Annotated in this window: 10 protein-coding genes; 6 read left to right on the forward strand and 4 right to left on the reverse strand. The window is 72.5% G+C overall.

Going from position 1 to position 15,813, the window contains the following annotated elements:
* Positions 1-22 precede the first annotated feature (22 nt).
* From RB150_01785 to RB150_01800, 4 genes are all read right to left on the reverse strand, one after another.
* Positions 23-1,567, reverse strand: a complete 1,545-nt coding sequence (locus RB150_01785; GenBank protein MDQ7819270.1) for a R3H domain-containing nucleic acid-binding protein — start codon at positions 1,565-1,567, stop codon at positions 23-25.
* 226 nt (positions 1,568-1,793) lie between these two features.
* Positions 1,794-2,972 (reverse strand): class I SAM-dependent rRNA methyltransferase, encoded by a 1,179-nt coding sequence (locus tag RB150_01790; GenBank protein MDQ7819271.1) that lies wholly within the window; start codon positions 2,970-2,972, stop codon positions 1,794-1,796.
* 101 nt (positions 2,973-3,073) lie between these two features.
* On the reverse strand, positions 3,074-4,324 hold the full coding sequence (locus tag RB150_01795; GenBank protein ID MDQ7819272.1) for an endonuclease Q family protein: 1,251 nt from the start codon (positions 4,322-4,324) through the stop codon (positions 3,074-3,076).
* 6 nt (positions 4,325-4,330) lie between these two features.
* A complete protein-coding gene (locus RB150_01800; protein MDQ7819273.1) occupies positions 4,331-5,614 on the reverse strand; it encodes an NAD(P)/FAD-dependent oxidoreductase in 1,284 nt (427 codons plus the stop codon).
* A 144-nt stretch (positions 5,615-5,758) separates the two neighbouring features.
* On the opposite strand from RB150_01800, the gene RB150_01805 reads away from it, so the two are divergent.
* The 6 genes from RB150_01805 (at position 5,759) to RB150_01830 (ending at position 15,791) form a co-directional block, all read left to right on the forward strand.
* Positions 5,759-6,217, forward strand: a complete 459-nt coding sequence (locus RB150_01805; GenBank protein ID MDQ7819274.1) for a DUF192 domain-containing protein — start codon at positions 5,759-5,761, stop codon at positions 6,215-6,217.
* Positions 6,218-6,259: 42 nt separating this feature from the next.
* Positions 6,260-7,900, forward strand: coding sequence for a GAF domain-containing protein (locus RB150_01810; protein ID MDQ7819275.1), 1,641 nt, complete (start codon positions 6,260-6,262; stop codon positions 7,898-7,900).
* Entirely contained in the window at positions 7,893-8,480 is a 588-nt protein-coding gene (locus RB150_01815) for a response regulator (GenBank protein MDQ7819276.1), read from the forward strand. The genes RB150_01810 and RB150_01815 overlap by 8 nt, the downstream gene beginning before the upstream one ends.
* A 494-nt stretch (positions 8,481-8,974) precedes the next feature.
* Entirely contained in the window at positions 8,975-10,714 is a 1,740-nt protein-coding gene (locus tag RB150_01820; protein MDQ7819277.1) for an NAD+ synthase, read from the forward strand.
* Positions 10,715-10,716: 2 nt separating this feature from the next.
* On the forward strand, positions 10,717-13,179 hold the full coding sequence (locus RB150_01825) for a glutamate synthase-related protein (protein ID MDQ7819278.1): 2,463 nt from the start codon (positions 10,717-10,719) through the stop codon (positions 13,177-13,179).
* Positions 13,176-15,791, forward strand: coding sequence for a glutamate synthase (locus tag RB150_01830; GenBank protein MDQ7819279.1), 2,616 nt, complete (start codon positions 13,176-13,178; stop codon positions 15,789-15,791). The genes RB150_01825 and RB150_01830 overlap by 4 nt, the downstream gene beginning before the upstream one ends.
* Positions 15,792-15,813: the final 22 nt, after the last annotated feature.

The following is a 15,813-nucleotide window of genomic DNA, read 5'->3' on the forward strand; positions in this document are numbered from 1 at the left end:
CAGCGGCCGGCGGGCGGGGCGCTCATCGGGGGAAGATCACCACGCGGCGGAACGGCTCCTCGCCGCGGCTCTCCGAGGCCAGGCCGTAGCGCTGCACCAGCTGGTGCTGCAGGCGGCGGATGTAGGAGTTCTGGGGAGACAGCTCCACCGGCTGGGCAGTGTGAAGGACCTCCGAGATGGCCTCCTCCACCTCCCGCAGGGCCATCTCCTGCTGATCGGTGTCCTCCACGTCGAACAGGCTGCGCAGGAAGCCCTGGATCTGGGTCACCGTGTTGCTCTTGAGCACGTGCAGGGGCATCCCCCGGGCCACGGCCTCCCGCAGGCGGCGCGGCTGCCGGCGCTCCTGGGACTTGAGGGTCAGGACCACGTCGGCGGCTTCCAGGGAGTCGGCGATGGACGCCGGCACCCCCAGGTCCCGGATGGCCCGCTCCAGCCGGTTACGGCTCACCGCGTAGGGGTAGATGCGCACCCCGCGGTGGCCCGGCCGCCCCACCGGCTCGGCCGGCGGGGGCGCCAGGGGACCCTGCGCCGCCCAGGAGTCCACCGTGACCCGCGGGGGCTCGATCTGCACCTCCCCCTCCTGCGTCCGCACCCGGATCTCGGGGCGGGGCGGCACGCCCCGGAGGTAGCGGTCCACCACCGTGGCCACGTCGTGGTGCACCGCCAGGCGGTCCTTGTCCTGGATCTCGATGACCACGTCGAAGGTGGGGGGCGCCTTGCGCTCCAGCACCGTCTTCTGGGTGCCGCGGCGCCGGGCCTCCTCGTCGGAGAGGGTGACCGCCTGGATGCCGCCCACCAGGTCGCTGAGGGTGGGGTTCTGGAGCAGGTTGTCCAGGGTGTTGCCGTGGGCGGTGGCGATCAGCTGGACGCCGCGCTCGGCAATGGTCCGGGCGGCCAGCGCCTCGGCCTCGGTGCCGATCTCATCGATGACGATGACCTCGGGCATGTGGTTCTCCACAGCCTCGATCATCACCGCGTGCTGCAGCTCCGGGTGCGGCACCTGCATGCGGCGGGCGCTGCCGATGCCCGGATGGGGGATGTCGCCGTCGCCGGCAATCTCGTTGGAGGTGTCCACCACCACCACCCGCTTGCCGAATTCGTCGGCCATGACCCGGGCGGCCTCCCGCAGCAGGGTGGTCTTCCCCACGCCGGGACGCCCCACCAGCAGGATGCTCTTGCCGGACTCGATCACGTCCCGGATGATGTCCACCGTGCCCACCACCGCGCGCCCCACCCGGCAGGTGAGGCCCACGACCTCTCCCTGCCGGTTGCGGATGGCCGAGATGCGGTGCAGGGTGCGCTCGATGCCGGCGCGGTTGTCCTTGCCGAAGGCCCCCACCCGGCTGGTGACGTACTGCAGGTCCTCGCGGGTCACGTACTCCTCGGACAGGGGGACCACCCTCTGGGGGAAGCGGGCCTCGGGGCGGCGCCCCAGGTCGAGGACGACCTCCAGCAGCGACTCCAGATCCGGCTGCTGCTGCAGGGCCTGGCGCACCCGCGGCGGCAGCACGTTCAGGAGCAGGTCCAGGTTGTCGGTGATATGAATCTGTCGGGGGACCACCTTCACCCCCGCCTTCCGGCCCGCGGCCGGAAGGTGCGACGTCATCGGCTGCGACATCTCCACCTGTGGAATGCAGCGAAGGGAGCCTCGCGGCTCCCCCCTCGCGCATCACTCCGTCCTTTCCGCACCCGCCCCCATGGGGACGGGCATCCGCGATGTCTCACGCTCACAAAAAGTATACCACACCGGCGCCGGCCGCCGGACGCGGCGGAGGCATCGGCGGCGCCGACGGTCAGCGCGGCCGCACCTCCACCAGCAGGCAGGTGAGGTAGCCGGTCTCGAGCATCGCGGGGTGGACCGGGTGGTCGGCGGCCTGGCCCCGGCTCTCCACCAGCCGGACCGCCCGCCGGGCGTCGGCGGCCGCGTCGGCCACCACCGACAGCAGCAGGTCCTCCCCCACATGGTGGGAGCATGAGCAGGTCACCAGCAACCCCCCGGGGCGCAACAGTTTCATCGCCCGCAGGTTGATCTCCTTGTAGCCGGCCAGGGCCCGCTCCACCGCGTCCCGGCTGCGGGCGAACGGCGGCGGGTCCAGGATGACCACGTCAAACCGCGCGCCGGCGGCCGCCAGGCGCCGCAGCTCGTCAAAGGCGTTTGCCTCGGAGAACGTGCACAGCCCGGCGACCCCGTTCATCTCGGCGTGGCGGCGGGCGTGGGCCAGCGCGTCGGCGGAGATGTCCACCCCCACCACCCGGGCGGCCCCGGCCAGGGCCGCCTGGATCGCAAACGCCCCCGTGTAGCAGAAGACATCCAGGACCTCTGCCCCGCGGCACCGGGCCGCCACCGCCAGGCGGTTCTCCCGCTGGTCCAGGTAGAACCCCGTCTTCTGGCCCCGGGCCACGTCCACCGCCCAGCGGGCGGGGCCTTCGGCGACCTCCACCAGGGGTGGACGCTCCCCCCGCAGCCACCCGGCCCGCTCCGGCAGACCCTCCAGGCGTCGTACCGGTGCGTCGTTGCGCTCGTAGATGGCCGCCGGCTGGAGCACCTCCTCCAGCACCTCCGCCAGCATCTCGCGGCGGAGGTCCATCCCCGCCGTCACGGTCTGCACCACCACCACGTCGCCGTACCGGTCCACGATGAGACCCGGCAGGCGGTCGGCCTCCCCGTACACCACCCGGACCGCCTGCCAGGATGCGGCCCACCGCGCCCGGTAGTCCAGGGCCTCCTGGATCCGGCGGCGGAAAAACTCCCGGTCGATCTCCTCCCGCTGGACGGTCAGCAGGCGGACGGTCAGCGCCGACTGGGGGTTCACCAGCCCGCGCCCCACCCACTGCCCGCGCGCCGACCGCACGTCCACCACGTCGCCGACCTGGACGTCGCCCTCGATGCGGGCGATCTCCCCGGCGAAGATCCACAGGTAGCCGCCCCGCAGCCGCTGGTCCCGGCCGGGCTTGAGGACGACGGTGGCCATAGAGGATGACCGCGGGGATCCGGGATCGGCGATCGCCGGAGCGGACCCGCGCCCCGCGCGGTCTGCATCCGGGACCGTTGATTCCGGCGTCCGCCGTCGCGTCAGAAGAGGCTGATCTGGGCCGGTTCCTCGTCCCGGGAGCGGTCCGCGTCGGCCGCGGTCCCGAAGATGCGGATCTCGCCGTAGGTGCCGTCGTATCCGGGAGCGATCTCCACCCGGCCCTCCCGCACCCGCCGGATGCCCTCCACCACCCGCGGCGTGGTGTGGCGGGCCAGTTCGTCGGGCGGGACGTCCATCAGGACGGCGAACTCGCCGCCCAGGCGGGTGCACAGCTTCACGTATTCGTCGCGCACGGCGCCGGTGCCCGGCTGCGCCCCCAGGGCCGCGGCGATGATCTCCTCCAGCGGCACCAGGTTGCGGTACGGGACCGCGCCGGGAGGGACGTAGCCCTCCTGCCGATCGGCCAGATCCTCCACCCGGTGCAACACCCCGACCGTGACCGGGCGGCCGCAGGCGGGACACCGGTTGCCCCGGGCCGCGGACTCCCGGGGCGACAGCCGGACGTTGCACGCCCGGTGGCCGTCGAAGTGGTACTTGCCCTCCTCGGGGAAGAACTCGATCGTGTACAGGAACCGCCCGGCGTCCCGGCTCCGGATGATCCCGATCAGCTGGTGGTAGTCGGGCTCGGCCTCGAAGACGTTGGCCTCCCGCCCCAGCCTGGCCGGCGAGTGGGCGTCGGAGTTGCTCAACAGCGCCACCCGGTCCAGCTGGGACAGGCGCCAGTTCATGGGCGGGTCGCTGCTGAGTCCGGTCTCCACCGCGGCGATGTGGCGCACCTGGTCCCGGAAGCACTCCTCCAGCGAGTCGAACCCCGACTGGCTGCCGAACAGGCTGAACCAGGGCGTCCACGCGTGGGCCGGAACCACCAGACAGTCGGGGGAAATCTCCATGACGTACTCCACCAGCTTGTCCGACGGCAGGGTGAGGGTGGGGCGGCCGTCGGCCATCAGGGAGCCGAAGCGCGACAGGACGGCGTTGATGCGCTCCACCACCTCGAAGGACGGCGCGAAGATCAGGTTGTGGATCTTGCGCAGGCGCCCGCCCTGGGGGTAGACGTTGGACACCTCCACGGTGAGCATGAAGTGCACGCCGCCGTAGGTGTACAGGCCCCGGTCGTTGGGCCGCAGCTTGGCCCGCAGTTCCCGCAGCCACACCGGGTGGGTGAAGTCGCCGGTGCCCACCACGCCGATGCCCTTCAGCGCGCACCACCGGGCCAGGTTCTCCACGTCCATCTCCCGGCTCGTGGCCCGGCTGTACCTGGAGTGCAGGTGCAGGTCGGCGATCAGCCGCATCGTCGCCTATCGGTTCCCCTCGCCGCCTTCGTTCTCCTCCGCCACCCCGTCGTCCCACAGCGCCCGCAGGCCGTACCGCACCAGCGCCGCCAGGGCGCCCGCCAGGCGGGGCAGGTGCGCGGGCCGCAGGGCGTGGGCCACCAGCGGCGCCAGCAGGCGCGACTGGAATGCGGTGTCGCCCCGGCGCTGGATCGCGTCCCGCAGGCGCCGGTCGGATGCGACGGCCTCCACCACCGCGTCCACATCGGCGTCGCTCATGTGGGCGAGGGCCAGCCGGGCAGCCGCCGTGGCCCGCAGTTCCCTCCCGAACCGGCGGCGCCACCCCCGCTCGTACGCGGCCAGGGCCGAGCGGTCCCCTCCCACGTATCCCGCCGCCGCGGCGGCGGCGAGGTCGCCTCCGATCAGCGAGAAGTAGATGCCACCGCCGCTGGTGGCCTTCACGTGGCCGGCCGCGTCGCCCACCACGATCAGCCCCTCGGCGCTGGTCCGGTGGCGCGCCGCCAGCAGCGGGATCGGACCGCCCAGCCGCCGCCGGACCCGGGCGGCCCGCAGGCGCCGGGACGCCACCGGGTGCTCGCGGATCAGCCTGTCCAGGAAGTACGCCGGGGGCCGGTCGGTCAGGCGGGGATCCACGCACACCCCCACCCGGGCGCGCGTCCCTCCCAGGGGCATCAGCCAGCCAAAGAACCCCGGAGCCCACGCCCGGCCCAGGTACAGCTCGGGGCAGTCGTCGCACTCCACGTCGACACCGGTACACTCGTACTGCAGCCCGTGCACCATCCGCCGGGGCAGGCGCAGGCCCAGGGCGCGCGGCAGGACCGGGCGCGCGCCCTCGGCGTCCACCACCACGGGCGCCGTGGCGGACAAGGTCCGCCCCCCGCGCTCTCCGGTCACCCGCACGAGGCCGCCCTCCCGCTGCGCAGCGCGCACCCGGGTGCCCAGCGCCAGGTGCGCGCCGGCTTCCTGGGCGCGGGCGGCCAGCCAGCGGTCGAACTCCGCCCGGTCCACCACGAACGAGTCGGGGGACGGACGGCGCACGCGGGCGACAGAGCCTCCGGGGCCGTAGAAGGTTCCGGCCCGCAGGGCGGTGAGGATAAGCTCGCCCGGCAGGCCGAACTCCCGGAAGGCGTGGACCTGGATCTTTCCCGAACAGTGGGCGGGGGTGCCGGGGGCGGGGTGCTCTTCCACCACCAGCGTGCGCAGCCCCCGGGCCGCGGTCCGCAGGGCCGCCATGGCCCCGGCCGGCCCGGATCCCACCACGATCACGTCGTAGTCGGCACGCGTGGCCACGTCAGGGAACCGTTCGGGACGGCCAGGGAAGACCCCTCCACCATCCACGCGATCTGCGCGGTCTGCGCGATCCAACTGACCTTCAGCAGATCGCACTGGATTGCGAAGATCGCGTGATTGCGCAGATCGTGTAGAGTAAAGGAGATGCGTCTCGCAGTGGGGATCTTGCTCCTTCTGGCCGTGCCGGCCGCGGCGCCCGCGCCCGGGGCGGCGTTCAAGCGGGGCACCGTCACCCTGATCCAGGGACCGGTGCGGGTCGCCCTGGAGGTGGAGGTGGCCGATACGCCCGAGACCCGGCAGCAGGGGCTGATGTTCCGCACGCGGCTCGACGAGTACGCCGGGATGCTGTTCGTGTTCGAGTCCACCGGCCGGTGGCCGTTCTGGATGAAGAACACCCTCATCCCCCTGTCCATCGCGTTCATCGACGAGCAGTGGACGGTGGTGGACATCCAGGACATGCCGGTGGCCCCCGATCCCGCCACCGGCCCGTTCGCCCTGTACGAGCCCGCCCGCCCCTGCCGGTACGCTCTCGAGGTCAACCAGGGGTTCTTCCGCCGGCACGGCATCGGCGTGGGCGCCCGGGTCGTCTATCGTCCCCGCTGACGCCGCAGGGTCCCGGGGCCCGTGCTATCATGGCACCAAGGTATGGACGGTGCCAGCGCCCCGGCGCGCCACCCCTCGTCGGAGATCGCGGCCCTGCGGGCCATCAGCCGGGCCATCGGGTCCGCCCTGGACCTGGACAGCACCCTGCACCTCATCACCCGGACCACCGCCGAGGTGATGGGCGTGGACAGCTGCTCGATCTACCTGCTGGATCCCGCCGGCGAGTACCTGGTCCTCAAGGCCACCACGGGGCTGGCGCCCGACGCGGTGGGGCGGGCGCGCCTGCGGGTGGGGGAGGGGCTCACCGGGTGGGCGGTGCGGGAGGGCCGCCCGGTGGCCAGCAGCGACGCGGCCAGCGACCCCCGCTTTGTCTACCTGCCCGAGACGCGGGAGTACGCCTTCCGGTCCCTGGCGGCCGTCCCGCTGGTCACTGCCGGCCGCGTTCTGGGAGCCATCAACGTCCAGACCACCGCCGTCTGGGAGTACACGCCCGACCAGATGGAGCTGCTGGGGCTGATCGCCGACCTGGCGGCCGGCGCCATCGAAAAGGCGGCGCTGTACGACGACATGCGCCGGCAGATCATGGAGCTGTCCACCCTGGCCGAAGTCAGCCAGACCCTCACGTCCCCCCTGTACCTGGAGGATGTCCTGCGGCTGATCGTGGAGATGGCCGCCCGGATGCTCAACGCCGCCACCTGCGCCCTGATGCTGGTGGACGAGGCCACCGGCGAGCTGGTGACCGCCGCGGTGCAGTCCGCCGGGCCGGCGTACCTGAACCGCCCCCGGCTGCGGGTGGGCGACGGCATCACCGGGCTGGTGGCCCGGGAGGGCCGGCCCATCGCGGTGGAGGACGTGCTGGCCGACCCGCGCTTCGTGGCCAAGGACGTGGCCCGGCAGGAAGGGCTGCGGGCGCTGCTGTCGGTGCCCCTGGTGGTGCGGGACCGGGTCATCGGCGTCTTCAACTGTTACCGCGCCCACCCCCACCGGTTCACCGACGCGGAGGTGAAGCTGCTGACCACCCTGGCCAACCAGACCGCCCTGGCCATCGAGAACGCCACCCTGGTGATGCGGTCGGCGGTGATCCGGGAGATGCATCACCGGGTGAAGAACAACCTGCAGACCATCGCCATGCTCCTGCGCCTGCAGCTCCGGGACGGCCGCGAGGTCTCGGGCCGGGAGGTGCTCACCGAAACCATCAACCGCATCCTCAGCATCGCCGCCGTCCACGAGATCCTCTCCGGCGGGGGGTTCCGATCCATCAGCCTGCGCCAGCTGCTGGAGAGGATTGCCGGCAACGTGCTGGCCGCCGTGAGCCGCCCGGACCTGCAGCTGACGGTGGAGGTGGAGGGCGACGATGTGCACCTGACCTCCCAGCAGGCCACCTCCCTGGGGCTGGCCGTCAACGAGCTGCTGCAGAACGCCGTGGAACACGCCTTCCCCCAGCGGGCCGAAGGGCGCATCCGCATCACCATCGCCCGCGAGGGGTCCGGCCTGCGGGTGGTGGTGGAGGACAACGGCCGGGGGGTGCCGCCGGGGTTCGACCCGCAGGCCAGCGCCGATCTGGGCCTGAAGATCGTCCACGCGCTGGTGACCGAGGACCTGGGCGGGACCCTGGAGTACGCGGGAGGTACCGGCACCCGGGCCCTCATCACCCTGCCCCGCCTGGAGAGGCCCTATGGCTGAACCGCTGCGGGTGCTCATCGCCGACGACGAAGCCGTCATCCGGCTCGGCCTGCGGACCATGCTGGAGGAACAGGGCTACCGCGTGGTGGGGGAGGCCGGCGACGGCGCGCGGGCCCTGGATCTGGCCCGCAAGCTGCGGCCCGACCTGATCCTGCTGGACATCAAGATGCCGGGGGTGGACGGGCTGCAGGCGGCCCGGGAGCTGTGCGCCGAGCGGCCCGTCATCATCCTCACCGCCTACGCCGACCGGGAGTTCGTGGAGCGCGCCGCGGCGGCCGGGGTGCTGGCCTACCTGGTCAAACCGGTCCGGGAGGGCGACCTGCGGCCGGCCATCGAAACGGCCCTGGCCCGATTCCGGGAGATCCAGGCGCTGCGCGATGAGGTCGGATCCCTGGAAGACGCCCTGGCCACCCGCAAGGTGGTCGAGCGCGCCAAGGGGCTGCTGATGAGCCAGGGGTGGAGCGAGCCGGAGGCGTTCGCCTACATCCAGCGCCAGGCCCGCAGCACCCGCCGGACGATGCGCGCCGTGGCCGAGGAGATCCTCCGCCAGCACGCCTCCGGCGCCGACCGCACCTCCTGATCCGGATCCAGGATCTCCGATCCCGATGTCGGCTCCTGCAGTTGTCCCCCTTATCCCCACTGTCCACAACTCCGGAACGCAGGTTCCGAATTGACCTCTCTGCGACGGCCGTGGTACAAACCAGATCGCCGGCGGGACGCGGGTGTTCGAGGTGGGAGTGAGGTACCGCTTTCCCGCGCACTGCCTCCGGCTCTGCGCGGGCACGGCAACCCGGCCTAACTCCTCACCCGGTCTCCGCCGGCGTTTTTGTGTCGTTGGAACGTTGAAGCGTTGGAGCGTTGAACCCCGGAATGTCACATTGACACGGTGACACGCTGACGCGGCCACGCCAGATCTTCGGGGACGCCCGCCGGCCACCCGCCATGTAACGCTTCACCGTTTCCACGCTTTACATTCCAACGCGTCCCCGTCCCACCGCTTCACCAACCCCGGGCCCCCGCGCGCCCGCCGCCTGCGCCGTCGGGTATAATCAGCAGCAGGTGGGACGTCGGCGGATGCTGCGCGTCTGCATGGCCCAGATCAACGCCACGGTGGGAGACCTGGAGGGCAACACCCGCCGCATCCGCGACGCCATCGGCGCCGCCCGCGACCTGGGAGCCCACATCGTCTGCTTTCCGGAGCTGGCCGTCCCCGGCTATCCCCCCGAGGACCTGCTGCTGAAGCCCGACTTCGTGCGCGCCAACATGGCCTGCGTGGACGAGATCGCGCCGCACACCCGCGGCATCATGGCCGTCGTGGGGTTTGCCGACCGCGCCGACCACCTCTACAACGCCGCGGCGATCCTGGCCGACGGGAACCGGGTGGCCGTCTACCACAAGCACCGGCTGCCCAACTACGGCGTCTTCGACGAGAAGCGCTACTTCCAGCCCGGGCGCCAGGCGCCGGTCTTCGCGGTGGGCGGGGTCCCCGTGGGGGTGACCATCTGCGAAGACGTCTGGACCCCCGGAGGGCCCTGCCAGGCGGAGGCGGCGGCGGGAGCCCTGGTCATCATCAACATCAACGGCTCGCCCTACCACGCCGGCAAGTGGCGCGAGCGGGAGGAGATGCTCCAGGCCCGCGCCCGGGACTACGGCGTGGTCATGTGCTACAACAACCTGGTGGGCGGTCAGGACGAGCTGGTGTTCGACGGGATGGGGATGATCGTCGATCCCTCCGGCGCCATCCTGGCCCGCGGGGCGCAGTTCGAGGAAGACCTCATCTGCTGCGACATCGATACCGACGCCCTGGCCCGCCGCCGGGCCGCGCACCCGGTCCCCCCGCCCGACGACGGCCTGCGGGGCGGGCCGGCGTACACGCTGCCTCCCCTCGCCCCCGCGCCCGCCCGCCCCCTGTCCCCGCGGCTGGCCGAGCCGCTGGACCCCACCGAGGAGGTCTACCGCGCCCTGATCCTCGGCACCCGGGACTACGTGCGCAAGAACGGGTTCACCGACGTGGTGGTGGGGCTGTCGGGCGGGGTGGACTCGGCCCTGGTGGCCACCATCGCCTGCGACGCCCTGGGACCCGAGCGGGTGCATCCCGTGTGGATGCCGTCGCGGTACAGTTCCGCCGAGAGTTACCGGTACGCCCGCGAGGTGGCGGCCAACCTGGGCACCCCCCTCATCGAGCTGGGCATCGACGGGGCGTTTGCCGCCCTGCTGGACACCCTGCGTCCGGTGTTCGCCGGGCGGCCGGCCGACGCCACCGAGGAGAACCTTCAGGCCCGCATCCGGGGCACGCTGCTGATGGCCCTGTCCAACAAGTTCGGATGGCTGGTCCTGACCACCGGCAACAAGAGCGAGCTCAGCGTGGGCTACGCCACCCTGTACGGCGACATGGCGGGGGGCTTCGCCGTCCTCAAGGATGTCCCCAAGACGCTGGTGTACCGCCTGGCCCGCTGGCGCAACGGGCGCGGGCGGGTCATCCCCGACGGTGTCCTGGAACGGCCTCCCACCGCCGAGCTGCGCCCCGGGCAGAAGGATACCGACACCCTGCCCCCCTACGAGGTCCTGGACCCGATCCTCAAGATGTACGTGGAGGAGGACAGACCCCCGGAGGAGATCGTGGCGGCGGGCTTTCCGGCCGAGGTGGTCCGGCGGGTCGTCGAGATGGTCGACCGCAACGAGTACAAGCGCCGCCAGGCCCCGCCGGGAGTGAAGATCACCCCCAAAGCCTTCGGCAAGGACCGCCGGCTGCCCATCACCAACCGCTACCGGCCCCCCGTGCCGACCGAACCGGGGGCGCGGCGGGCTCCGTGAGTATGCCGCTGAGATCCCGCTACCACATCGAGACGTCCCCCGCGCCCCTGCCGTGGTCGCCCCCGGCCCGCTTTCTGCTCGGGGAGAACGACGACTACGTGAAGTACGGGCACCCCCCGTTTCCCACGCCCGGCCGGGGCGACCCCTACTGGACGCCGGAGATCATCACCCAGACCTGGTACATGGCCGCCACCGGCCGCATCCCCATTTCGGGAGCGGGCTACGGCGGGCCGTTTGCGGGTCCGGGGTTTGACGCCATCTGGCTGGACATGTCCGAGATCGTCCGCCCCACCCGGGACGGCATCCACGGACGGGAGTACATCTCCACCGCCGTGGACCTGGGGCGCACGCCGCCCCACCTGACGCCGGGCGAAGAGCCGCGGCTCACGCTGCTCACGGTGCCGCTTCCGGTGGTGTTCAACCCCTATCCGTTTCCCGCCCCGACCCGGGCCCCGATCCGGGCCGCAGTCCTGGCGGCTCAGCGGCTGGGCACCCTGGCCATCATCGTCCCGGAGCAGTGGGGCGACGACCTGGCCGACGTCCGCGCCGCGGTCGCCCCGCGCCTGCGCCCCGACGAGGTGGACCGGTGCGCGGCCCTCTGGCGGGCGGCCCCCTACGTGGAGGTGGAGGGCGCCGACCCGGAGGCGACGGGCCGGCTGAAGGCCAGGCGGCCCGACCTGGTGGTAGGGTGGCATGTGCCCCTGGACCACGCCGATCCGGACACCGTGGAGCGGATGGTGCGGGCGGGCGCCGAGGTGGTCCACCTGGCCGCCGACGAGTACGGGCGCAGCCGGCGGGGTTTTGTGGCCGACGCCCTGCGGGAGATCCACCGACACCTGGTAGAGTGCGGCATCCGGGATGAGGTGACCCTGCTGGCCAGCGGGGGCATCGCCGCCGCCGAGCACGTCCCCAAGGCCCTCATCTGCGGCGCGGACCTGGTGGCGGTGGACGTCATCCTGCCGGTGGCCTTCGGGTGCGCCCTGTGGGCGGACCGGTCCGCCTGCGCCGCCGAGGCGGGGGACTTCAGCCCGGAGTGGGGGGCCCAGCGCCTGGTGAACCTCATGGCGGCGTGGCGGGACCAGCTGCTGGAAGTGCTGGGCGCCATGGGCATGCGCGAGGTCCGCCGGCTGCGCGGCGAAGCGGGCCGGGCCATCTTCCAGCCCGAGGAGGAGCGGGCGTTCCGGTCCCTGTGTGTCCACATCCGGCCCGCGCCCCCCGAGCCGCCGCCGGACCAGGTGCCCGCCATGGGCGACCTGCGGTGGACGGCGGACCTGCTGCAGGCGACGTGGGTGCAGGCGGCCACCGGCCGCCCGCCCGAGCGCGGGGAGTACCGGGTGGGACGCTCGGGCGGAGGATTCGACATCCTGCGTTTCGTCAGCGAGGTGGACGGCGTCACGCCGGCCGCCCTGCCTCCCGACACCCCGGTGGACCTCTCTCTGCCGCTCAACCGCCGCGGGGACGGCCCGCCGATCACCCTCCCCGTGCCCTGGTACGGGGGCGGGATGTCCTTCGGATCGGTGAGCCTGCAGACCATGCTGGCGCGGGCCATGGCCGCCCGGGAGATCGGCACCTTCACCAGCACCGGGGAGGGCGGGTACCCGGACGAGCTGATCCCCTACGCCGACCACGTCATCACCCAGGTGGCGACCGGCCTGTTCGGGGTGCGGGAAGAGACCATCCAGCGGGCGCGGTTCGTGGAGTTCAAGTACGCCCAGGGCGCCAAGCCGGGGCTGGGCGGTCACCTGCTGGGGGGCAAGACCACCGAGGCGGTGGCGCTGATGCGGGAGGCGGTGGCGTGGACGTCGCTGTTCTCGCCGTTCCCCTTCCACAGCGTCTACTCGGTGGAGGACCACAAGAAGCACGTGGACTGGATCCGCACCGTCAACCCCCGGGCCGTGGTGGCGGTCAAGGTCAGCACCCCCACCGACGTGGACATGGTGGCGGTGGGCATCTACTACGCCGGGGCCCACATCGTCCACCTGGACGGCGGGTACGGGGGGACCGGCGCCGCGCCCGAGATCGCCAAGAAGAACATCGCCATGCCCATCGAGTACGCCATCCCCAAGGTGCACCGGTTCCTGGAGCAGGAGGGGATCCGGGACGAGATCGTGCTGATGGCCAGCGGCGGCATCCGCACCGCCTACGACATCGCCAAGTGCATCGCCCTGGGCGCCGACGGCGCGGTCGTCGGGATGGCCGACCTGGTGGCCATGGGCTGCACGCGGCTGGCCGACTGCGAGAAGGGCAGGGGGTGCCCGTTCGGCATCACCACCACCGATCCCGACCTGTCGCGGCTGATCGACCCGGCCTGGGCGGCCGGCCGCATCGCCAACCTCTACCGGGCGTGGGCGATCCAGCTGGCGGACCTGCTGCGGGCGCTGGGCCTGCGCTCGATCCGGGCGCTGCGGGGCCGGACCGACCTGCTGGTCTACCTGGACCGCCCGCCCGCGGAGGACGCCCGATGAGGCCCGAGGCCCTCTCCCGGCTGATCGCGTCCCGGCGCTGCCTCACCCCGCCCCCGGGCGGCCGGCGCGGCAAGGCGGAGGCCGAGGGCGGCTGCGGCGTGGTGGGGCTGGCGTGCTCGGCGCCGGTGCGGGGCCGGCACATCCTGGCCCCCTGCCGGCAGATGCACAACCGCGGCAACGGCAAAGGCGGAGGGCTGGCCGCCGCCGGGCTCGTGCCCGAGCAGCTGGGCGTGGACGAGCGGACCCTGCGGGAGGACTACCTGATCCAGGTGGCGCTGCTGGAGCCGTCGGCCTACGACGACGTGGTCCGCCAGTTCGTCGAGCCCGCCCTGGATGTCCGCGCCGGCGGTCCCGCGCCCACCCTGGACGACCACCGGGAGGTGGAGGGGCTGGAGGTCCGCCCCCCGGACGTGTGGCGGTGCTTCGCCCGGGTGCGGGAGGACGTCCTGGACGCCTTCATCGCCGCGCACGGCCTGGAGGATGTGGACCGGCGGACAGCCGAGGACGAGTACATCTCCCAGTGGGCCTTCCGCCTCAACCGCTCCCTGTACGCCGCCGACCGGCGGCGGGCGTTCGTCCTCTCGTACGGGCGCGACCTGCTGGTCTTCAAGATCGTCGGCTACGCCGAGCAGGCGCTGCGCTACTACCGCCTGGAGGACCTGCAGGCCCGGGTGTGGATCGGCCACCAGCGATACCCCACCAAGGGGCGGGTGTGGCACCCCGGCGGCGCCCACCCCTTCGCGGCCCTGGACGTGGCCCTGGTCCACAACGGCGACTTCGCCAACTACCACGCGGTCAGCGAGTACCTGGCCCAGCGCCACCTGTACCCGCTGTTTCTGACCGACACCGAGGTGGCGGTGCTGCTGTTCGACCTGTGGGCCCGGACGTATGGCTATCCCCTGGAGCACGTGATCGAGGCCCTGGCGCCCACGACCGAACGGGACTTCCTGATGCTGCCTCCGGACCGCCAGCGGATCTACCGCGCCCTGCAGGCCACCCACATCCACGGCTCGCCCGACGGCCCGTGGTTCTTCATCATCGCGCGCACCGTGGCGGGAGGGCGGGACCGCGGGACAGCGGCAGCGCGGGCGGCCCAGGCGTGGCAGCTCATCGGCATCACCGACACCTCGATGTTGCGGCCGCAGGTCTTTGCCCTCCAGGAAGGCGCCGGCGTCAGCGTCGGCGTCGTGGCCAGCGAGAAACAGGCCATCGATGCCACCCTGGCCAGCCTGCACCACGAGGATCCCCGGGTGGGGCCGGTGGCCGACCTGTACTGGAACGCCCGGGGCGGCTCGTACACCGACGGGGGCGCGTTCGTGTTCACGGTGACGCCGGACGGCATGCTGGTCTGCACCAACAAGTTCGGACAGCCGGTCTCGGTACCGCCGGGTCAGGAGCCCTACGTCCCCCTGATCCGCCTGCGGCCGCCGGCCCTCACCGCCCGGCCCATCGGCGGGGCGGCGGGCGTTCCGTCGCCCGACTTCGGCTCCGAGGAGGCCCTGCGGGGACAGGCCCGCCGGGGGCTGGCCGAGTGGGACTACGAGGCGCTGGTGGGCTGGCTGCGGGCGGTCCGCCACCGCGCCCGGCGCGATCCGCGGGCGCGGGAGATGGCGGTGGGGGTCCTGACCTGGCTCATCGACCGCCGGCTGCCCGCCGGACGCAAAAAGCGCAGCTCCGTCCTGGCCCTGCTGCACGGGGCGCTGTACGGGGTGCTCCGGGAGGTGCCGCCGCTGCCGGCCGACGGTCCCTGGCACCGGCTGGCCTGGGCCGGCCGTCCGGAGCTGGTCCCGCCGCCGGCGCCCGACCACACGCTGGTGGTGGACGCCGAGGGCTTCCCCTCCGAAGGCCCGGACAGTCTCGCCCGGACCCTGGTGGCCGCCTACGAGGCCGGCTGGCGGCGGTATGTGGTCTTCAGCGTGCGGGGCCAGCGCTTTGTGGGCGTAGGGTTCGGCCCCCGGACCGCCGGCGTGCGGATCGATGTCTACGGCAGTCCCGGGGACTACCTGGGCTCGGGCCTGGACGGCATGGAGATCCGCGTGCACGGCGACGCCCAGGACCAGGTGGGCCAGATCCTCAAGGCGGGACGCCTGGTGATCCACGGCAGCGTGGGCCAGACCCTGCTGTACGGCGCCAAGGGCGGGGAGGTCTACATCCTGGGCAACGCCGCCGGCCGCCCGCTGATCAACGCCGTGGGCCGGCCCCGGGTCGTCATCAACGGCACCGCCCTGGACTACCTGGCCGAGTCGTTCATGGCCGGCGACCCCCTGCACGGCGGAGGGTTCTGCATCCTCAACGGGATCCGCGTCGAGCCCGACGGGACCATCGCCGACCTGGACACGCCGTATCCCGGCGGCAACCTGTTTTCCCTGGCCAGCGGCGGCGCCATCTACGTCCGCGACCCCCACCGCCGGCTGGACGACGAGCAGCTCAACGGCGGGCGGTATGCCGCGCTCACCGACGCCGACTGGGCCGTCATCCTGCCGTACCTGGAAGAGAACGAGAGGCTGTTCGACATCCCCGTCGAGCGCCTGCTGACGGTGGACGGGGTCCGCCGCCATCCCCGCGACGTCTACCGCAAGGTGGAACCGGTGGAGCTGGCCGTCCTCAAGTGACGCCCGGGCGGGGCCGCGTCCG

It is taken from the genome of Armatimonadota bacterium (assembly GCA_031081675.1).
GTDB lineage: Bacteria > Sysuimicrobiota > Sysuimicrobiia > Sysuimicrobiales > Kaftiobacteriaceae > Calidihabitans > Calidihabitans tengchongensis.